17 protein-coding genes and 2 pseudogenes are annotated in these 20,155 nt (G+C 71.3%); 6 read left to right on the top strand and 13 right to left on the bottom strand.

Going from position 1 to position 20,155, the window contains the following annotated elements; genetic code table 11:
- Positions 1-420: 420 nt before the first annotated feature.
- From metH to LRS04_RS26830, 7 genes and pseudogenes are all read right to left on the bottom strand, one after another.
- Positions 421-3,072, bottom strand: a complete 2,652-nt coding sequence (gene metH, locus LRS04_RS11650; protein WP_257816514.1) for a methionine synthase — start codon at positions 3,070-3,072, stop codon at positions 421-423.
- Positions 3,073-3,531: a DUF6882 domain-containing protein gene (locus LRS04_RS11645; RefSeq protein ID WP_257816512.1), complete on the bottom strand. Its 459-nt coding sequence runs from the start codon at positions 3,529-3,531 to the stop codon at positions 3,073-3,075.
- Positions 3,531-4,592 (bottom strand): homocysteine S-methyltransferase family protein, encoded by a 1,062-nt coding sequence (locus LRS04_RS11640; protein ID WP_257816510.1) that lies wholly within the window; start codon positions 4,590-4,592, stop codon positions 3,531-3,533. Before LRS04_RS11640 ends, LRS04_RS11645 begins: the two co-directional genes overlap by 1 nt.
- A complete protein-coding gene (metF, locus tag LRS04_RS11635; RefSeq protein WP_257816509.1) occupies positions 4,589-5,509 on the bottom strand; it encodes a methylenetetrahydrofolate reductase [NAD(P)H] in 921 nt (306 codons plus the stop codon). Before metF ends, LRS04_RS11640 begins: the two co-directional genes overlap by 4 nt.
- Positions 5,506-6,476: pseudogene (locus LRS04_RS11630) on the bottom strand (ArsR/SmtB family transcription factor). Before LRS04_RS11630 ends, metF begins: the two are co-directional and overlap by 4 nt.
- 27 nt (positions 6,477-6,503) lie before the next feature.
- Entirely contained in the window at positions 6,504-7,118 is a 615-nt protein-coding gene (locus LRS04_RS11625) for a DUF1365 domain-containing protein (protein WP_257816508.1), read from the bottom strand.
- A 608-nt stretch (positions 7,119-7,726) separates the two neighbouring features.
- Positions 7,727-8,599 (bottom strand): annotated as a pseudogene (locus LRS04_RS26830) (NAD(P)/FAD-dependent oxidoreductase); the annotation flags it as partial.
- 59 nt (positions 8,600-8,658) lie between these two features.
- Between LRS04_RS26830 and LRS04_RS11615 the strand changes: the two are divergent.
- Genes LRS04_RS11615 through LRS04_RS11595 form a run of 5 tightly spaced genes read left to right on the top strand, consistent with a single transcriptional unit; the run spans position 8,659 to position 12,440 of the window.
- Entirely contained in the window at positions 8,659-9,342 is a 684-nt protein-coding gene (locus LRS04_RS11615) for a sigma-70 family RNA polymerase sigma factor (RefSeq protein WP_257816507.1), read from the top strand.
- A complete protein-coding gene (locus tag LRS04_RS11610; RefSeq protein WP_257816506.1) occupies positions 9,339-9,980 on the top strand; it encodes a ChrR family anti-sigma-E factor in 642 nt (213 codons plus the stop codon). The genes LRS04_RS11615 and LRS04_RS11610 overlap by 4 nt, the downstream gene beginning before the upstream one ends.
- Before the next feature lie 12 nt (positions 9,981-9,992).
- On the top strand, positions 9,993-10,829 hold the full coding sequence (locus LRS04_RS11605; protein WP_257816505.1) for a DUF1295 domain-containing protein: 837 nt from the start codon (positions 9,993-9,995) through the stop codon (positions 10,827-10,829).
- Positions 10,802-11,173 carry a DUF2177 family protein gene (locus tag LRS04_RS11600; protein WP_257816504.1) on the top strand — a complete coding sequence of 124 codons (372 nt, stop codon included), beginning with the start codon at positions 10,802-10,804 and terminating at the stop codon, positions 11,171-11,173. The genes LRS04_RS11605 and LRS04_RS11600 overlap by 28 nt, the downstream gene beginning before the upstream one ends.
- Positions 11,174-11,225: 52 nt before the next feature.
- Entirely contained in the window at positions 11,226-12,440 is a 1,215-nt protein-coding gene (locus tag LRS04_RS11595; protein ID WP_257816503.1) for a cyclopropane-fatty-acyl-phospholipid synthase family protein, read from the top strand.
- Between the two features lie 214 nt (positions 12,441-12,654).
- On the opposite strand, the gene LRS04_RS11585 is transcribed toward LRS04_RS11595, so the two are convergent.
- From LRS04_RS11585 to LRS04_RS11565, 5 genes are all read right to left on the bottom strand, one after another.
- Complete coding sequence (locus tag LRS04_RS11585) at positions 12,655-13,209, bottom strand: DUF6134 family protein (protein WP_308238329.1); 555 nt, start codon at positions 13,207-13,209, stop codon at positions 12,655-12,657.
- A 155-nt stretch (positions 13,210-13,364) separates the two neighbouring features.
- A complete protein-coding gene (locus LRS04_RS11580) occupies positions 13,365-14,858 on the bottom strand; it encodes a calcium-binding protein (RefSeq protein ID WP_257816502.1) in 1,494 nt (497 codons plus the stop codon).
- 16 nt (positions 14,859-14,874) lie between these two features.
- A complete protein-coding gene (locus LRS04_RS11575; protein ID WP_257819085.1) occupies positions 14,875-15,432 on the bottom strand; it encodes a calcium-binding protein in 558 nt (185 codons plus the stop codon).
- Positions 15,338-16,729, bottom strand: a complete 1,392-nt coding sequence (locus tag LRS04_RS11570) for a calcium-binding protein (RefSeq protein ID WP_257816501.1) — start codon at positions 16,727-16,729, stop codon at positions 15,338-15,340. Before LRS04_RS11570 ends, LRS04_RS11575 begins: the two co-directional genes overlap by 95 nt.
- A 123-nt stretch (positions 16,730-16,852) precedes the next feature.
- The gene (locus LRS04_RS11565) at positions 16,853-17,404 is read right to left on the bottom strand and encodes a type 1 glutamine amidotransferase domain-containing protein (RefSeq protein WP_257816500.1); all 552 of its coding nucleotides are present in this window, start codon (positions 17,402-17,404) and stop codon (positions 16,853-16,855) included.
- Between the two features lie 142 nt (positions 17,405-17,546).
- Between LRS04_RS11565 and LRS04_RS11560 the strand changes: the two genes are divergently transcribed.
- The gene (locus LRS04_RS11560) at positions 17,547-18,335 is read left to right on the top strand and encodes an FkbM family methyltransferase (protein ID WP_257816499.1); all 789 of its coding nucleotides are present in this window, start codon (positions 17,547-17,549) and stop codon (positions 18,333-18,335) included.
- Here the strand turns inward: LRS04_RS11560 and LRS04_RS11555 are convergent.
- Positions 18,332-20,089 (bottom strand): calcium-binding protein, encoded by a 1,758-nt coding sequence (locus LRS04_RS11555; protein ID WP_257816498.1) that lies wholly within the window; start codon positions 20,087-20,089, stop codon positions 18,332-18,334. The two genes, LRS04_RS11560 and LRS04_RS11555, sit on opposite strands and share 4 nt — an antisense overlap.
- Positions 20,090-20,155: the final 66 nt, after the last annotated feature.

The raw sequence follows: 20,155 nt of genomic DNA, 5'->3' as shown, positions 1-20,155 counted from the left end.
AGGCGTCGGGTTGCAGGACCAGGAGGCTTAGGCCAGCCATCAGCGGCGCCCATCGCCGGGCGGAGGGCGCGCCGGCCAGGGCCGCCACGGCGGCGGGCAGCGCCAGCAGGGCGGCGTTGAGGCTCACGGGGCCCGCCTGCACCCAGCGGTGCACGCCGAGCTGGCCGGGACCGGCTAAGCTGGCGGCGAGCAGCACCGCCGCCAGCCAGGGCGCCGCCGCCAGCAGCGGCCGGAGCGGCGCCCGCGCCAGGGCCGCGGCGGCCGCGGCCCCGAGCGCCCAGGCGGCGAGGTTGCGCATCCACAGCGCGGCCGGGACGCCGCTTGCCTGGCAGGTCACGGCGCCCATGGCCACGGCCGCCAGCGACGCCGCGCCGAACGCCAGCAGCAGCCGGCCCTCGGGGGCGCGGCGGCCGGAGGCGGTCACGCCGGCTCGTAGTTGAGGATCGGCGCCAGCCACCGCTCGGCGGTCTTCACGTCCCAGCTCTTGCGGCGGGCGTAGTCCTCGACCTGGTCGCGCTCGATGCGGCCGACGCCGAAGTAGTGCGCCTCGGGGTGGCCGAAGTAGAGGCCGGAGACCGCCGCCGGCGGGGTCATGGCGAAGCTCTCGGTGAGCTGCAGGGTGGTCGCGGCCGGGGCGTCCAGCAGGCGGAACAGCGTCGCCTTCTCGGTGTGGTCCGGCTGGGCCGGATAGCCGGCGGCCGGGCGGATGCCGCGGTAGTCCTCGGCGATCAGGCGTTCGATGTCGAACGCCTCGTCCGGCGCATAGCCCCAGAGCTCGGTGCGGACCTTCCGGTGCAGCGCCTCCGCGAACGCCTCGGCCAGCCGGTCGGCCAGCGCCGTGAACAGGATCGCCGAATAGTCGTCGCCGGCCGCCTTGAACTCCGCCGCCCGCTCCAGCTCGCCGATCCCGGCGGTGACCGCGAAGCCGCCCACATAGTCGGGCTTGGTCCCCACCGGGGCCACGAAGTCGGCGAGCGCCACATTGGCCCCGTCGCCCGACTTCAGCATCTGCTGGCGCAGGCTGTGCAGCCGGCCGACCTCCGCCCCACGGGTCTCGTCCGCATAGAGAACGATGTCGTCGCCGTCGGCGTTGGCCGGCCAGAAGCCGACCACGCCGCGGGCCTCCAGCAGGCCCTCCTGGATGATCCGGTCGAGCATCCGCTGCGCGTCCTCGAAGAGGTCGGTGGCGGCCTTGCCGACCACATCGTCCTCGAGGATCTGCGGATAGCGGCCGACCAGCTCCCAGCTCGCGAAGAACGGCGTCCAGTCGATGTGGCGGCGCAGCTCGTTGAGGTCGTAGGGCGCAAACGTCCGTGTGCCGAGGAACGAAGGCTTCGGCGGGTCGTAGGCCGTCCAGTCCGGGGTGAAGGCGTTGTCCCGCGCCTCCTGGATCGTCGCCCGGGCCCGGTTCCCCTGGCCGCGCGCGTACTGCTCGCGGACCTTCTGGTACTCGGCCTTGGTCTCGGCAGTGAACCGCTCGCGCTCGGTGGGCGAGAGCAGGTTCGAGACCACCCCCACCGCCCGGCTGGCGTCCAGCACATAGGTCGTCGAGCCGGCCTTGTACTGCGGGGCGATCTTCACCGCCGTGTGGGTCTTGGACGTGGTGGCGCCGCCGATCAGCAGCGGGATCGTGAAGCCGCGCCGCTCCATCTCGCCGGCCACGAAGGCCATCTCGTCGAGGCTGGGCGTGATCAGGCCCGACAGGCCGACCATGTCGACGTTGTGGGCCTTGGCCTCGTCGAGGATCCGGTCGGCCGGGACCATGACGCCCAGGTCGACGACCTCGTAGTTGTTGCACTGCAGGACCACGCCGACGATGTTCTTGCCGATGTCGTGGACGTCGCCCTTGACGGTGGCCATCAGGATCTTGCCGGCGCTCTGCCGCGCCTGGCCTTCCTTCTCGGCCTCCATGAACGGCATCAGGTAGGCGACGGCCTGCTTCATCACCCGGGCCGACTTCACCACCTGCGGCAGGAACATCTTGCCCGCGCCGAACAGGTCGCCGACCACGTTCATCCCGTCCATCAGCGGACCTTCGATAACGTGCAGCGGCCGCTCGGCCTGGCTGCGCGCCTCCTCGGTGTCGGCCTCGATGAAGTCGGTGACGCCGTGGACCAGGGCGTGGGCCAGGCGCTTGGCCACGGGCGCGTCGCGCCACTCCAGGCTCGGCCCCTTGGCCTCGCCCTTCTGGCCCTTGTACTTCGGCGCCAGCTCCACCAGCCGCTCGGTGTTGGTCATCTCCGGATGGCGCTGCGGCCGATTGAGGATCACGTCCTCGACCGCCTCGCGCAGCTCCGGGTCGATGTCGTCATAGACCGGCAGGTCGCCGGCGTTGACGATGCCCATGTCCATGCCCGCCGCGATCGCGTGGTAGAGGAACACGGAGTGAATCGCCCGGCGCACCGGCTCGTTGCCCCGGAAGCTGAACGAGACGTTCGAGACCCCGCCCGAGACGCGCGCGTGCGGCAGCTCGGCCTTGATCCGCCGCGTCGCCTCGATGAAGTCCACCGCGTAGTTGTCGTGCTCCTCGATCCCGGTCGCCACGGCGAAGATGTTGGGGTCGAAGATGATGTCCTCGGCCGGGAAGCCGACCCTTTCCGTCAGTATACGGTACGCCCGCTGGCAGATCTCGAACTTGCGGTCCTGGGTGTCGGCCTGCCCGACCTCGTCGAAGGCCATGACCACCACCGCCGCCCCGTAGCGCAGGCACTTCTTCGCCTGCTCGACGAACTTCGCCTCGCCCTCCTTCAGGCTGATCGAGTTGACGATGGATCGTCCTTGTACGCACTGAAGCCCAGCCTCGATGACCTCCCACTTGGAGCTGTCGATCATCACCGGGGCCCGGGCGATGTCCGGCTCCGCCGCCACGAGATTCAGGAACGTCCGCATGGCCTGGACCGAGTCGAGAAGACCCTCGTCCATGTTCACGTCGATGACCTGCGCCCCCGCCTCGACCTGCTGGCGCGCGACGCTCAGCGCCTCGGGATAGTTCCCCTCGGCGATCAGCTTCCGAAACTTGGCCGAACCGGTGACGTTGGTCCGCTCGCCGACGTTGACGAAGATGGGTCGCATTCAGCTCACAAACCTGAGGGACGTGATCAGCAGGAAGAGCCCCTGCGGGGTTCGGTAGGCGCCCTCGGCTCCGACGATCCGCGTGGCGATGGCGGCCAGCATCCAGCCGACGCCGTCGAGGTCGTCGGTGGTGGTCAGGCGCTCGGTGTTCAGCTCCTCGATGCCGTTCTGCTCGCCGAACGCCCGGACCGTCTCCGCCGCGCCGACGCTCTGCAGCGGCCACTCCGGCTGCGCCCACGCCCACGTCCAGCCATCGTCGCCGGTCGTTCCCAGCACCTGGATCTCGGCCACGACCCGCGCACCGCCAGCGTCGGAGAACACCAGGTACCCCCGGTCGGCCTCGTAGTCGTACCGCTCCCAGTCGTTCAGCCGGAAGGCTTCGGTGATCGCAGTCTGCTTGGCGGTGAAGGCCGCGAACGCGTCCTCGCACCACGCCTCGTACCAGTCGGGGGCTTTCATCACGCGAGCTCGAACGGCTCCAGGCCCGCCAGCCGCATGGCCGTGGGACGCTCCGGGATCTGCCGCGGCTTCAGGCCACGGACCTCGTCGGCCACATGTCGGATGTGGTCCGGCGTCGTACCGCAACAGCCGCCCAGGATATTGACCAGGCCGTGCTCGGCCCACTCGTGCAGCATGTGGCCCGTCTGATCCGGGGTCTCGTCGTATTCGCCCATGGCGTTGGGCAGGCCTGCGTTCGGATAGGCGGAGATCAGGGTGTCGGCGACCCGCGAGAGCTCGGCGATGTGCGGCCGCATCAGTTCGGCGCCCAGGGCGCAGTTCAGGCCCACGGCGAAGGGCTTGGCGTGCTTCACCGAGTTCCAGAAGGCCTCCACCGTCTGCCCCGACAGGGTCCGGCCTGACCGGTCGGTGATGGTCCCGGAGATCCAGATCGGCAGGGGCTCATAGCCCTCGTCCTCGAGGTCGAGGATCGCCTTGATCGCGGCCTTGCAGTTCAAGGTGTCGGTTATGGTCTCGATCAGGAACATGTCGACGCCGCCCTCGTGCAGCGCCCGCACCTGTTCCATGTAGGCCTCATAGACCTGCTCGAAGGTCACCTTGCGCGCGCCGGGATCGTTCACGTCCGAGGACATGGACAGCATCACCGGCAGCGGCCCGATCGAGCCAGCCACGAACCGCGGCTTCTCCGGCTCCCTGGCGGTCCAGGCGTCGGCCCGGGCGCGGGCGATCCGCGCGCCCTCGAAGTTAATGTCGCGGACCGCCGCCTCCATGCCGTACTCGGCCTGGCCGATGCTGGTCGCCGAGAAGGTGTTGGTCTCGGAGATGTCGGCGCCGGCCGCGTAATACTGATCGTGCAGGTCGGCGATGATGTCCGGCCGCGTCAGGCAGAGCAGGTCGTTGTTGCCCTTCAGCTGGCCCGGCGCCGACGGGAAGCGATCGCCGCGGTAGTCGGCTTCATCGAGGCCGCGCTTCTGGATCATCACACCCCACGACCCGTCAAGGATCAGCACGCGCTCCCTGGCGGCCGCCTTCAGCGCCGCGATGCGTTCCTGGCGGGTCATGCCGCAGCTTCCTTCGGTTCAGGCTCGGTCTCGCGCACGCCCAGCACCCGGCAGATGGCGTAGGTCAGGTCGGCGCGGTTCAGGGTGTAGAAGTGGAAGTCGGAGAAGCCTTCTTCGGCCAAGCGGGCGCACATCTCGGTCGAGATGGAGGCGGCGATCAGCCTGCGGGTCTCGGGGTCCTTGTCCAGGCCCTCGAACAGGTTCTCCAGCCACTGCGGCAGGGCGATGCCGATCGGCCCGGCCATCTTCTTCAGGCCCTTGTAGTTGGTGACCGGCATGATCCCGGGCGAGATCGGAATGGTCACGCCCGCCTTCCGGACGCGGTCCATGAACCGCAGGAAGCCGTCGATGTCGAAGAAGAACTGGGTGATCGCCCGGGTCGCGCCGGCGTCGATCTTGGCCTTCAGGACGTCGATGTCGTGGTCGATGCCGCTGCTCTCGGGATGGACCTGCGGATAGAGGCCGACGCTGACCTCGAAGTCGCCGATGGCCTTGATGCCGGCGGTGAGCTCGGTCGCGTTGCGGTAGCCGTCGGCGCGGGGCGCGTAGGCGCCGCCGATCTGGCCGGGCGGATCGCCGCGCAGGGCGACGATGTGGCGGATGCCGGCGTCCCAGTAGTCCCGGATCACCTCGTCCACCTCGGCGCGGGAGGCCTCGACGCAGGTCAGGTGCGCCGCCGGCTTCAGGGTGGTCTCGGAGAGCATCCGCAGCACGGTCCGGTGGGTGCGGTCCCGCGTCGAGCCGCCGGCGCCGTAGGTCACGGAGACGAAGGAGGGGCCGAGCGGCTCCAGGCGGCGGATGGCCTCCCACAGGCTCACCTCGGCCTCGGGGGTCTTCGGCGGACTGAACTCGAAGGAGATGTTCGGGCGGGGGCGGCCGCCCACGCCGGCGCGGGCGATGGGGCCAAGCGCGGTCATGCGGCGGTCCTCTGCGGCTGGCGGGTCGTCTCGGCGGCCCAGATCTTGACGGTCAGGCCGCCTTCGCGGGCGGGGGCAGGGCTTCGACGTGAACATGGACGAGGGTGTTGTCAGCCAGCCAGCGGGCCATCTCGGCGTCGGAGAAGCCCAACCTACGGTGTTGATGTTGCTCTCGCAGAAACTCCAGGTTGTGCGGCGCGAAGTCGACGATCAGGAGCTTGCCGCCGGGCGCGACGAGGCGGGCGGCCTCCTTCACGGCGGCGGCCGGGTCGGCGAGGTAGTGCAGCACCTGGTGGACGACGACGAGGTCGGCGCTGGCGTCGGGCAGGCGGGTGCCGAAGATGTCGCCATGGCGCAGCTCGCAGCCCTCCAGGCCGGCCTCGGCCACCTGGTTGCGGGCGATGTTCAGCATCTGCTGGGAGAGGTCGAGGCCGAGCGCCTGGTCGGCGTGCGGGCCGAGCAGGGTCAGCATCCGGCCGGCCCCGGTGCCGAGGTCGACGAGCCGGCGGAAGGGCCCCTGGCCCGCCGCCTTCAGGATCGCCGTCTCCACGTCCTTCTCGGAGACGTAGAGCGAGCGGATCTCGTCCCAGCGGGCGGCGTTGCGGGCGAAGTATTCGGACGCCGCGTCGGCGCGCTCGGCGCGCACAGCGGTGAGCCGCTCGGCGTCGCGGACCAAGACGGGATCGGCCGGGTCGATGCGGTCCAGCAGGTCCGCCACCACTTCGCCGGCTTGCCCTGCGCCCCTCAGGCGGTAGAAGACCCACGCGCCGTCGGGAAACCGTTCGACGAGGCCGGCCTCGGCCAGCAGCTTCAGGTGGCGCGAGACGCGGGGTTGGCTCTGGTCCAGGACCCGGCAGAGCTCGAGCACCGCGAGCTCCTCGCGGGCCAGCAGCGCCAGGATGCGCAGGCGCGACGGCTCGCCCGCCGCGCGCAGCACGTCAACAGCCTGGCCCGCCGAGAGCTTCATGGGCCATATAAAGATATCTTTATATCGTTATGTCAAGCCTGAGCCGACGCCGTGTGCGGGCTTGGGACTGAGGCGGATGCCCTTGAGCAGCATCTTCAGCGCCTCCCAATGGATGGCGCCGAGCACCTCCAGCATCAAGAGCGGATGGCGCAGCAGCACGCGGGCCAGCGACCGGTTGGTCAGCGGCTCGCCGACGCCGGCGAAGGAGGCGGCCAGCAACAGTCCCTGCCGGTCGTAGACGCGGATCGTGACGCCCACCCGTCTCCCCGGCGGCGTGATCCGGAAGGCGTAGGAGAGGTCCATGTCGAGGAACGGCGACACATGGAAGGTCTTGGCGCAGCTCTGGCTCACCGTCGACCCCGGGTCCGCCGGCAGCACATAGCAGTGCCGCCCGCCGAAGGTGTTGTTCACCTCGTAGACGATGGCCGAGAGAGCGCCGTCACGGGCGTGGCAGAAGTAGATGCTGAGCGGATTGAACACCTGACCAAACACCGCCGGCATGCACAGCAGGCGGATGGGGCCGCCGGTCGGGAGCCCCTCGTCGCGCAGGCGCTGTTCGACCTGCGGCTTGAGCGGCGCGCCGTCGCCCCTGAGGTGGTGCCGCGCCTCGATGGACAGCGGCCCGAACCGGTCGACGGCCAACAGCGGAAGGCCGAGGTCCGGCAGCTCGTCCAGGTCGACGAGAACGAAGGGATCCGGCGGCGCAGACGGTGCCGGCGCGGGCGCAGGCGCGTGTGCGCGACGACGCCGTTGTAGAGGCGCGATACGGGCGCTTGCGCCGTCACGCGGCCATGGCCTTGGGGAGGCGCCGCGTGAGGTGAGATCCGCCCGGACTCGTCCGGGACGCTCCAGGGCCGGCGGACCCCGCCGAGCGCCTCGGCGACGGCGAGGCCGGCCTGCAGGCCATCCTCGTGGAAGCCGGCGCCGAAATGCGCGCCGCAGAACCAGACGCCGCCCTCGCCCTGCAGCGACCAGAGCTGGCGCTGGGCCTCAAGGGCGGGGCGGTCGAACACCGGATGGTCGAACACCTCGGTGGCGATCACCTGGCCGGGATCGGGCGCCGTCACCGGATTCAGCGTCACCAACAGCGGCCGCGGCGTCTGGAGGCCCTGCAGCAGGTTCATCCAATAGGTCACACAGAGCCGCCGACGACCCTCGGCGTCCAGGGCGCCCAGGTAGTTCCACGCCGACCAGACGGCCGGGCGCCTGGGCATGAGGCGGACGTCGGTGTGCAGCACCGCGAGGTTGCGGGCATAGCCGAACGCGCCAAGCAGGCTGCGCTCGCGGGCCGTCGGCTGATGCAGCATGCCGAGCGCCTCGCGCGCGTGGCTGGCGATCACCACCGCGTCGAACCGGTCGCTGACGCCGCGGGTGTCGGAGACCCAGACACCTTCGCCGTCGCGGCGGACCGAGCGGACGGCGGCTCCGGTCCGGACCCGGTCACCCAGGGGCGCCGCCAGACGCTCCACATAGGCCCGGCTGCCGCCTTCGACCGTGCGCCACGCCGGACGGCCCACCAGTTTCAGCAGGCCGTGGTTCTCGAAGAAGCGGATGAACGCCGCGGCGGGAAAGTCCCGGATCGTCTCGATCGGCGCCGACCAGATGGCCGCCGCCTGGGGAAGCAGGTGGTCGTCCTGGAAGGCGGCGCCATAGCCGCGCGCATCGAGGTAGTCGCCGAGCGTCACCTCGTCGGCGAGCGCCGGACGGTCGGTCGGCGCCTCGCGGTAGAAGCGGACCAGGTCGCGCAGCATCGACCAGAAGCGCGGCCGCATCAGGTTGGACGGGCGGCCCAGGAGGGGCGCCAGGCCGACGCCGCCGTATTCCACCGCCGCGTCGTCGAGCGACACCGCGAAGGACATGTCCGTGGATCGCGTGGCGACCCCGAGGTGGGCGAAGAGGGCGCTGAGATTGGGATAGGTCAGCTCGTTGTACACGATGAAGCCCATGTCGACCGCGGCCGACGCGGCGCCCACCCTGGCGTCCACCGTCAGGCTGTGGCCGCCCAGCCGGGGCGCGGCTTCATAGAGGGTGACCTCGTGGCGGCCGGACAACAGCCATGCCGCCGAAAGGCCGGATATCCCGCCTCCGATCACGGCGATGCGTTTGGCCTCGCCCCCGGACATCGTCATCTGCGCCGAACTCCATCACCCACCGTGGCTTTACATACGGCGCCGACAATTGTTTGGATCAGCCGGCCGTGGCGAGTGATCCAAACGACGGCGCCCCACGTATCGACGGCATGCATGGGGCGACTGCACAGTTTGCCGGTATCGGGCCCGAGAGCGTGGAGTCACTCCGCAGCGTGTCGCGCAGAGTCCCGACAGGGTCCCCGGCGGATGGCCTGATCCTCGCCATCGCGCAGCGCCGCGATCGGGAAGCCTTCGCCGCCCTCTTCGAACATTTCGCGCCCCGCGTGAAAGGGTATCTGATCCGTCTGGGCGTCCCCGCCGCGCAGGCCGAGGAGCTGGCGCAGGACGCGCTCGTCGCGGTCTGGCGCAAGGCGGAGCTGTTCGACCCGGCGCGGGCGTCGGCCTCCACCTGGATCTTCCGGATCGCCCGCAACCTTCGCCTCGACGCGGGCCGGCGCGACCGCACCGCCGCGGCGTTTGAGCCCGATCTCAGCGACGCCCCCGATCCTCCCGAGACGCCGGAGGCGACCGCGCTGACCCGCCAGCGCGAGGAGCGTGTGCGCCGCGCGCTCGCGGAACTGACCCCCGACCAGGTGAAGGTCCTGCGGCTGTCCTTCTTCCAGGACTGTCCGCATTCCGAGATCGCCGAAACCCTGGGCCTTCCGCTTGGCACCGTGAAGTCCCGGATCCGCCTCGCGCTTGCGAGGTTGCGAGCCGAGCTTGAGGGGGAAGCATGACCCCGCGCCACCACCCTTCCCAGGACCTGATCGCCAGTTGCGCAGCCGGCACGCTGCGCCCGGGCGCCGCGCTCGTCGTCCGCGCCCACATCGCGCGCTGTCCGACCTGCCGCGCCGAGGCCGGCTTCTTCGAAAGCCTCGGCGGCGCGCTGCTGGAGACCGAGACGCCGGCCCCGATGTCGGCAGGCGCCCTGGACCGGGCGCTGGCCGCCATCGACCGGCCGGCCCCCGCCCCGCCGGCCCCGGCGCGCGTCCGCTCCGGCCGGCCGGCCCTGCCGCACGGCCTGGACGGCGTGACCATGGGCAAGCGCCGCTGGATCGCGCCCGGCGTGACGGTGACGCCGGTGACCACCCGGCATAATTCGCGGGAGCTCGTCTATCTGCTCCGCATCGGCGCGGGCATGGTCCTGCCCCGCCACACCCATGCGGGCTGCGAGTTCACCTGCGTGCTGGAAGGCAGTTTCTCGGATTCCGCCGGCCGGTACGATCCGGGCGACTTCATCGCCACGGACGAGAGCATCGAGCACAGCCCCGTGGTGGCGCGGGACGGCCCCTGCGTCTGCCTCGCCGCCACCGATTCCCCGCTCGTGATGCGCGACCTCGTCGGCCGCATCTTCCAACCGCTCGCCGGCATCTGATCGCGACGGATGATGGCCCTGGCGATCACCGCTGCGCTGCTCCTGGCGCTGACCGGCGTGATGGTCGCCGCGTGGGCTTTCCAGCGGCGGAAGGCCAATGGCGGCTGGACCGACGTGTTCTGGACCTTCGGGACCGGGGCCGCCTGCGTCGTCGCCGCCCTGCTGCCCTGGGAGGCGCCCACCGCGCGGCAGATTATCGTCGCGACCCTGGCCGGTCTCTGGGGCGCGCGCCTCGGCCTGCACATGCAAAGGCGGGTCGCCCGGGCGCCCGAGGAGGACCGGCGGTACGCCGGCTTCCGCCGCGACTGGGGCCCCGACTTCCAGCGGCGGATGCTCCAGTTCGCCCTCAGCCAGGCGCCCTGCGGCGCCGTGCTGGCCGCGGCCGTCCACGTGGCGGCGCACAACCCCGCGCCATTCGGCCGGCTCCAGGATTTCGCCGGGTTACTGCTCTTCGCGCTGGCCTGGAGCGGGGAAAGCCTCGCCGACGCGCAGCTCGCGAGGTTCAAGGCCGACCCCGCCAACCGCGGGGCGATCGCCGACGTCGGGCTCTGGGCGTGGTCTCGGCACCCCAACTACTTCTTCGAGTGGCTGACCTGGACGGCCTATGTCCCGCTCGCGGTCGCGCCCGGCTATCCCCAGGGGTGGTGGTCGCTGGCGGCGCCCGTCCTGATGTTCGTCCTGCTGAACTACGTCTCCGGCGTGCCGCCCCTGGAGCGGGCCATGCGGGCGTCCCGCGGGCCCCGCTTCGACGCCTATGCCGCGCGCACCAGCCGCTTCATCCCGCTTCCCCCGCCCCGTCAAAGGAGCCTAGGAGGTCCGCCATGTGGAACTACGCGCTTTCCTTCCTGATCTTCGCGGTCGTCTTCGGGATCATGGACTTCCTGTGGCTGAGCAACGCATTTCGCGCCATCTACCAGCCGGCGATCGGGTCCTTGCTGGCCGACAAGGTGCGGATCGCGCCCGCCGCGCTGTTCTATCTGGTCTATGTGGCCGGCGTGACGTTCTTCGTGGTCGCCCCGGCCATGGGCGCCGGCGACTGGCGCCAGGCCATGCTGCGCGGCGCCGCGCTGGGCCTGGTCGCCTACGCGACCTATGACCTGACCAACCAGGCGACGCTGAAGACCTGGCCGACGTCGGTGACGCTCATCGACCTCGGCTGGGAATCTTCGCGACCTCGGTCGCGGCCGGACTGACCGTGGCGATCGGCCACCGCGTGGCCCGCCTGGCGGGTTGGAACTGAGGCGCATGACGACCTTTCCCGTCACCTACCCGCAGGCCGCGCGCACGCCGCGCCGCTTCCGATGGGCCGTGCGCCTCCTCGATCAGCACTGGTCGCACGGCGGACTGCTGTTCGTGCTGCCCGACGGCGCGCAGATCCACATCGGCAGCGACGGACCGGAGCCTCCGGCGATCATCCGTGTCCGGAATTTCCGGTTCATGGCCAGGGTCGCGGCGTCCGGCGATATCGGCTTCGCCGAAGGCTACATGGCCGGCGAGTGGGATACGCCGGACCTGGCCCGGCTGCTCGAGGTGCTGGCGATGAACTTCGACGAGCTGTCCCGGCTGATCCGCGGGGCGCCGTCCGTGCGCCTGATCGAGTGGGTCCGCCATGCGCTGCGCCGCAACACCCGCAGGGGATCGCGGCGGAACATCGAGGCGCACTACGACCTGGGCGAGGCCTTCTACAAGGCCTGGCTGGATCCCAGCATGACCTATTCCTCGGCGCTCTACCTTGACGGCCGCGAGACGCTGCAGGCCGCCCAGGAGAACAAGTACCGCAGCCTGGCCCGGGCCATCGGCCTGCAGCCCGGGCACACGGTGCTGGAGATCGGCTGCGGCTGGGGCGGGTTCGCGGAGTATGCGGCCCGCGACGTCGGCGCGCGGGTCACGGCGGTGACCATCTCCCGGGACCAGTTCGACTATGCCCGCCGCCGGCTGTTCGAGGCCGGGCTGGCCGACCGGGCCGACGTGCGCCTGCTCGACTACCGGGACATCCGCGGCGCCTACGACCGGGTGGTCTCCATCGAGATGTTCGAGGCCGTCGGCGAGAGCTACTGGCCGACCTATTTCAGCAAGCTCCGGGAAAGCCTGAAGCCGGGCGGGCTGGCCGGCCTGCAGATCATCTCCATCCGCGACGACCTCTACGACGCCTACCGCAGCCAGACGGATTTCATCCAGAAGTACGTCTTCCCGGGCGGCGCCCTGCCCTCCGAAGCGCGCCTGCGCGTCGCGACCGCCGACGCGGGGCTGTCCGTGGTCGAGATGCGGCGCTTCGGGGCCGACTATGCCCGGACGCTCGCCGAGTGGACCTCGCGGTTCGAGGCCGCCTGGCAGCAGGTCAGCGACCTGGGATTCGACGAGCGCTTCCGCAAGCTCTGGCGCTTCTACCTCGCCTACTGTCGGGCCGGCTTCTCGACCGGCCGCACGGACGTGGTCCAGTGCGTTCTGGCGCCGGTGTAGGTCACGCCAAGGGCGGCGCTCCATAGCCGCGACCAAGCCCAAATCTGTCATCCCTGCTGGAAGCCCGCTCGCGGTCTGGAGAGCCGGGACCCACGGGGTAGTGCAGTGCGGTTGCTCCTGGGTCCCGGCTCGTCGCTTCGCTACGGCCGGGATGACGTAGCGATTACGGCGATGATTTCATGGGAATTCCCGCCGCTTCCGGTCGAGGACGCGCTCAGAGGCGCCGGTATTCCATCGTCGAACCGTCGTCGAGGCGGCCGCGGAGCGCGGTCCAGACGCCGGCCTCGTCGTACCAGTTGTCGATCTGGGCATCCCCCGTGAACGACACCCGGCGCGCGGTGACCGTGCGCCCGTCGGCGAGCGCGACGGGTTCCAGGCTGCGCGGACGGACGGCGAGCCTGAGCAGCTTGCCCGTCTGCGGATTGAACAGCGGCGCGCGCTGCACCTCGGTGTTCCAGTGGGTCAGGGGGATGGTGTCCTGCGCGGCCACGGTGCGCGCCTCGCCCACCCGGATGACGACGCCGGACGCGGTGCGGCTGGCGCTCACGCGCTCGCGCTTGCCGCCCGAATTGGTGCGCGATGCGAGCGACTCGAAGCGCCCGGCGCGCCAGCGCTCCTCCACCTCGTGCAGGTAGCGGTAGAGCGTCACCGGCCCGATCGCGACCGCCATCTCCGCCCGAATCCGGACCGTCAGGTCCGCGCCGGCCTGTTCGAAGGTCAGGCGGTGCTCGCCGATGCGCCGGCCGTTCCGGTAGGCGGCGAAGGCCAGCGCCGGCGGCCAGGCCGCAGCGCCGGCGGCCGAGGGGGATCAGGGGCGCCCAGGCCGAGGACGAGGGCGCGGCGGGAGAGCAGCGGCATGGGTCACCTCCGGCCCGGAATACGGCCGACGGCGAGGTCTGGATCAGGCGCGGCGGCTGGACGCCGTCAGGCCGTGAAAATCCAGCCGTTGGGGAGGGTCGATAGCTGGACGCCGACGAGGACCAGCTGAGCGCCGCCGGTGAGGGCGATGACCACGTCGTCGCCGGACTGGGCCGTGGTCCATGAACTGCCGGCTAGGAGCTGGACGCGGTCACCGTCGGCGGCATTGAAGTCGGTGACCCGGTCGATCCCGGCCTCGGCGAAGGTGTGGAAGACGTCGGCGCCGGCGCCGCCCGAGAGGGTGTCTGCGCCGCGGTCGCCGGAGAGCCAGTCGGCGCCGGAGCCGCCGGCGACGCTGTCGTCGCCCTGGCCGCCGCGTACCGTATCGGCGCCGTCCTCGCCCCGGAGCTGGTCGCGGCCGGCCGAGCCCTGCAGCACATCCGAGCCGGGGCCGGCGTAGAGGATATCGTCGCCGTCGCCGCCGGTCAGCCGGTCATCGCCGGCGCCGCCGTAGGCCTCGTCATTGCCTGCCCCGCCGTCGAGCGCATCGTCGCCCCCGCCGCCGCCCAGGTCGTCGTCCCCGTCGCCGGCGCTGAGCAGGTCGTCGCCGTCGCCGCCGTTGACCGTATCGGCCCCGGCGCCGCCGATCTGGGTGTCGGCGCCCGTGCCGCCGTAGAGGTTGTCGTTCCCGTCCAGGCCTTCCAGGCGGTCGTCGCCGGCCCCGCCGATCAGGGTGTTGCCGCCGGCGTCGCCGGATAGCGTGTCGCCGAAGTCGGAGCCGGAGAGGTTCTCGATGCCGACGAGGGTGTCGACGCCCGCGCCGCCGCCCACCGCCTGAGGCGTGGTGAGCGCTAGGCTGACCTGGACCCCGCCCGCCGCGCCGCCGGCCGGGGCGCCGATCAGGCTGAGCGGGAAGGCCGGGCCGTAGTCCGCCCAGTCGTGGGCGGAGCCGCCGACCAGGCGGTCGTCGCCTTCCCCGCCGCTGAGCGTGCCGCCGCGGACGTCGGTGAAGAGGACGTCGTCGCCCGCGCCGCCCCAGAGCAGGACGCCCTGGCTGAACATCGTGCCGTTGGCGCCGCCCGACAGCGTGTCGGCGTAGGGCGAGCCGACCAGGCCGTTCAGGCGCACGAGGGTGTCGACGCCCATGCCGCCGCCGACCGCCTGGGGTCCGGTCTCGGCAAGGCTCACCTCCACACCGCCGGTGGCGGTGAGGTAGCCGGCCATGGACATGCCGGTCATGTCGTGGGCGCCGTCGATGGCGTCGTCGCCCGGGCCGCCCTCCAGCAGGACGGAGTCGTCGCCCGCCGTGTGGGTGAGGGTGTCGTTGCCGTTGTCGCCGAACACCTGTCCGCCGACGGACTGGGTCTGGATCACGTCGTCGCCGCCGCCGCCGCGCAGGGTGTCGCGGCCGGCGATGGCAAGGTCGACGCCGCCCGACGTGAGGGTGTCGCCGCCCTGACCGCCGAAGACGAGATCGGGCCCGCGGCTGCCGGTGATCCGGTCGGCGTCGGCCGTGCCGGTGAGCGTGTCGGCGTAGCGGGTCGCGACGATCTCGGCCATCGGGGGCTCCCTCGGTTCAGGCTCCGAAGATCCAGCCGGACGGCAGGGTCGAGAGCTGAACGTTCATGAGCATGAGCTGGGCGCCGGGGCCCGTCGAGACGACGACGTCGGCCCCGACCTGCTCGGCCGTATAGATCGCGCCGGGCAGGAGCTGGACGCGGTCGCCCTCGGCGGCGTTGAAGTCGGTGACCCGGTCGATCCCGGCCTCGGCGAAGGTGTGGAAGACGTCGGCGCCGGCGCCGCCGGAGAGCGTGTCGTCGCCCCGGTCGCCGGAGAGCCAGTCGGCGCCCGCCCCGCCGGCGAGGGTGTCGTTCCCCTGGCCGCCGCGGACGATGTCGGCCCCGTCGCCGCCTGACGCGGTGTCGTCGCCGAGGTTGCCGTAGACGATGTCGTCGCCCGCCTGGCCGTCCAGCCGGTCGTGGTCCTTGCCGCCCACCGTCCAGTCGTCGCCGGCCCCGCCGGAGACGGTGTCATTGCCCTCATTGCCGTGGGCGTCGTCGAAGCCCGCGCCGCCCTGGATCACGTCGTCGCCGGCGTTGCCGCGCAGGTAGTTGGCGCCGCCGTAGTCGGTGATCCGGTCGTCGCCCGCCCCGCCGAACACCGTGTCGGCGCCGTAGAAGAAGTAGTCCGCGGTATCGGCGACGATGGTGTCGTTGCCGCCGCCGGCGTCGATCCACTCGTTGCGGTAGGTGGAGGTGTAGCTCTCGGCCACGTCGCCGCCGTAGACCTTCTGGGCCTCCTCGATGCGGATCACCTGCACGTCCTTGGCGATGAAGCCCGGGCCGGCGTGGTCCTGGTTGAGGTAGACGTCGGGGGATGTTCCAGTAGCGGATGGCCAGGGTGTTGGTCCCAGACCCGCCCTCGAAGACCAGGCGGTCGATGGCCGGGTTCAGGCCCTCGAGCCAGAGCTCGTCGTCGCCCGCGCCGCCGGTGACGGTCTGCAGCACCTGGGGCGTGTCCCAGGCCTCGTACCAGCGGCCGACGGTGATGATGTCGTTCCCGTCGCCGCCGTCGACCACGGCATCGTAGATCGAGGCGCTGATGCCGTCGTCGCCCGCGCCGCCCAGCAGGGTGTCGGCGCCCGGGACGGCGGTGCTGCCGCCGACGCCGGGGATGGCGCCCTGCAGGCTGTCGTTCCCGTCGCCGCCGTCCAGCAGGTCAGCGCCGTGGTGGCCGGTCAGCACGTCATTGCCCGCGCCGCCCAGCAGGGTGTTGCTGGCGGTGTCCATCACGGTGATGTCGCTGTAGAGGCCGGCCATCAGGGTGTCGTGGCCGTCGCCGCCGTCCAGCCGGTCGGCGCCGAGCTGGCCGCCCAGGACGTCGTCGCCGCCGCGGCCGATGATCGTGTCGGCGCCGTCGAAGCCGTTCATCCGGTTGGCCCCGGCGTCGCCGCGCAGGACGTCGTCGAACAGCGAGCCGCCCAGGTCCTCGATGCCGATCAGGGTGTCGAGGCCCTCGCCGGTGTCCTGGGCGCCCGTGATCGTCAGGTCGACGGTGACGCCGCGAGCCGTGCCGGTGAAGTGGGCCACGTCGCCGGCGTAGAAGCCCAGCGGCATGACGTAGTCCTCGGCCTCGCCGGGGCCGCCGTCGAGGATGTCGTTCCCCGCCCCGCCGGTCAGGCCGTCGCGGCCGGAGCCGCCGACCAGGGTGTCGTCGCCCGCGCCGCCGTCCAGGCTGTCCACATCCTCGGCGCCGTCGAGACGGTCGTGGCCGGCCTCGCCCTTCAGCACGTCCGAACCGGCGCCGCCCTCCAGCGTGTCCGCGCCGTCGCCGCCGGAGAGGCGGTCCATGCCGCCCAGGCCCTGCAGGGTGTCGTCCTCGACCCCGCCCGTCAGCGTGTCGGCGCCCGCCGTGCCCGTGAAAACGCCCATCGAAACCGACCCCAAGCTCTACCGCAGGGCGCACAGGCCCCGACCATCGCCGAGGGCCTTATAGGCGCCAAGATGACGGCAAGATGACTGAGCTCTACCGTAGGCTGCGGCGGGGCCGGCCGCCTAGTGGCGGCCCTCAGCGAACTCCTCGACCATCTTGGCGCAGAAGGCCGGCAGGTCGTCGGGATTGCGCGAGGTGACGAGGCCGTCGTCGACCACCACCTCCTCGTCGACCCAGTCGGCGCCGGCGTTCTTGAGGTCGGCCTCCAGCGACGGCCAGGAGGTCATCCGCCGCCCGTCGACGGCCTCGGCGTTGATCAGCGTCCAGGGGCCGTGGCAGATCGCCGCGATCGGCTTCTTCGCCTCGGCGAAGGCGCGGATGAAGTCGATGGCCTTTGGCTCCAGGCGAAGCTGGTCGGGATTGATCACCCCGCCCGGCAGCACGATGGCGTCGTAGTCGGAGGCGTTCGCCTGGGCGAGCTCGCGGTCGACCGCGACGGTGTCGCCCTTGTCGTGGTGGTTGTAGCCCTGGATCTCGCCCGCCTTCGGGGAGACGACCTCCACCTGGGCGCCGGCGGCCTTCAGGGCCTCCACCGGCTTGGTGAGTTCGACCTGTTCGAAACCGTCCGTCGCCAGGACGGCGACCTTCCTGCCCTGCAGCCTTGCGTCGGCCATGGCGCGTACTCCTTCGAGAGATTGGGTTCGGGCCGACAACCCCGCGCCCGGCAAGGGGTTCCGACAGCCCAGGCGCCGAACCGCCGCCCGGCCGGCGAAGCGGCGCTTGGCGGGGCGGGGGAAGGCTCCTACACCTCCGCCCATGTCCGACGACGAGAAGACCCTGCTGGCGGCCGTGGAAGCCGCGATCCGCAAGCGGCCGGAGCTCGCCAAGCGGATCGAGGAGATCGGCGCGCTCGCCCAGGGCAAGGGCTGGGGCACGGCGACCATCGCCCAGGAGATCAACTGCGTGCAGGCGGTGCTGAAGGGCCCGCTGACGCTGGCGGTCGACGTCGGCGGCAACATCGGCGACTACACCGCCACGCTCCGGGCGCGCTATCCGGACCTGGAGATCCACACCTTCGAGCCGGCGCAGCGCAACGTGGCGCGGCTCCGGACCCGGTTCGCCGAGGACCCGGGCGTCCGGATCGTGCCGCTGGCGCTGTCCGACAAGGGGACGTCCACGACGCTCTATTCCAACGTGCCGGGCTCGGGCGGCGCCAGCCTGACGAGGCGCAACCTCGACCACCTGAACATCCGCTTCGACCTCGAGGAGAAGATCGTCACCACCCGGTTCGACGACTACTGGCAGGCCGCCCTGCAGGGCCGGCCGATCGACCTGGTGAAGCTCGACATCGAGGGCCATGAGCTCGATGCGCTGAACGGCTTCGGCGACGCGCTGGCGGTGACCCGGGTCGTGCAGTTCGAGTTCGGCGGCTGCAACATCGACACCCGCACCTACTTCCGGGACTTCTGGTACTTCTTCACCGAGCGCGGCTTCACGCTCTTCCGCATCACGCCCTTCGGCGCCTGGCGGATCCGGACCTACCGGGAGGCCGAGGAGAACTACGTCACCACCAACTTCCTGGCGGTCCGCGACCCGCCGGGCTAGGCCCCGAAGATCCAGCCGCTGGGCAGGGACGACAGCGTCACGCCGACCAGCACCATCTGGCCGCCGCCGGCCATGGAGATCACCATGTCGGCGCCGACCTGGGCGGTGGTGTACTGGGTTCCGGCCAACAGGTTCACCCGGTCCCCCGCCGCCGCGTCGAAGTCGAGGACCCGGTCGAGGCCGGCGTCGCCATGGGTGTGGAAGATGTCGGCGCCCGTCCCACCGGTGAGGGTGTCGTCGCCCCGGTCGCCGGCCAGCCAGTCGTCGGCGGCGCCGCCGGAGACCGTGTCGGCGCCCTGGCCGCCGCGCACGATGTCGGCGCCATCGCCGCCCGCGCAGGTGTCGTCGCCGAGATTGCCATAGACGATGTCCGCCCCGGCCTGGCCGTCGAGCAGATCGTTGTCCTTGCCGCCCACCACCCAGTCGTCGCCGCCGCCGCCGGCCACGGTGTCGTTGCCCATGTTGCCGTGCAGGTCGTCGAAGGCGCTGCCGCCCGACAGGCTGTCGTCGCCCGCCTCGCCGCGCAGATAGTTCAGGCCCACGATGTCCGACAGGGTGTCGTCGCCATCGCCGCCGAAGATCTGATCGCCGCCGCCGCCGCCGGCCAGGTCGTCGTTCCCGCCGAAGCCGTTCATCAGGTCGTTGCCGGACAGGCTGGTGAAGTAGTTGTCGGAGGCGTTGCCGTTCAGCGTGTCGGCGTAGAGCGAGCCCCAGAGGTCTTCGATGCTGATCAGGGTGTCGAGCCCGAAGCCGGTCTGCTGGGCGGCGGCGATCCGGAGGTCGATCGTCAGGCTGCCGTCCGCGGCGCTGTAGTCCACGGCGTCATAGCCGTCGCCGCCATCCATGACGTCTGCCCCGGGGCCGCCGTCCATCAGGTCCCAGCCGTCTCCGCCCCGCAGGGTGTCATTGCCCCAGAGGCCGGCGAGGATGTCGTCGCCGCCGGCGCCGTCGATCTCGTCCGCGCCGGCGCCGCCCAGGATGGCGTCGGCGAGCGCGCCGCCGTGCACCCGGGCGCCCTGCTCGGGCAGCCAGACGATCTCGATCCCGTCCGCCCTGAGTTGGCCCGCAGGCGCGGCCTGGTCGAGCCAGAGCTCAACGAAGCCGGTCCCGTCCGCGAACAGCAGCAGGTCGTCGCCCGCCCCACCGTCGAAGCGGTCGGCGCCCGTCGCGCCGACGAGCACATCATTGCCGCCGCCGCCGTTCAGGGTGTCGGCGCCCGCGCCGCCCTCCAGATAGTCCGCGGCGTCGCCGGCGCCGCCGTGCAGCACGTCGTCGCCGCCGCCGCCGATCAGGAAGTCGGTCGCCGCATAGCCGGTGATGGTGTCGCCGCCGGACGATCCGACGAACTCGGCGCCGAGATTGGCGAGGCCGCTGTTCAGCAGCGCGATGTTGGTCCCGGTGGGCAGGTCCTCGATGGTCGCCACCAGCTCGCCCGCGGCGTTGAACAGCAGGGCGGACTCCACCTGGCCGGTGAAGGGCAACTGGCCCACAGTGCCCGAGGTGAAGGTGGTGACGGGATAGAGTTCGAGCCGCCAGCCGGCCATGGGCGCGCCGGCCGCGCCGGTGATCACCACCTTCTGCGGCGTGACCTCCAGGGTGTAGCGGCCGGCGTCGGCCAGCAGGCTGCGCAGGAGGTCGCCCTCGGGCTGGGCGGGGTCGCCGCTGAACACTGTCGGCCGGGCGAAGGTGATGATCGGGATCGTCGCCGCAGGGTCGTTGGTGGCGCGCACCGGCGCCGGCTGTGCCTGATCCATACTCACCCCCACCCCGGAGCGGACAGTGACCGGGCCGGGCGGCTGCCGTCAACCGTGCACTGACGG

It is taken from the genome of Phenylobacterium sp. J367, from assembly GCF_024699985.1.
In the GTDB taxonomy this organism is placed as follows: Bacteria; Pseudomonadota; Alphaproteobacteria; order Caulobacterales; family Caulobacteraceae; genus Phenylobacterium.
Note: the sequence above shows the minus strand (reverse complement) of the source record. Positions and strands in the feature narration are given on the sequence as shown.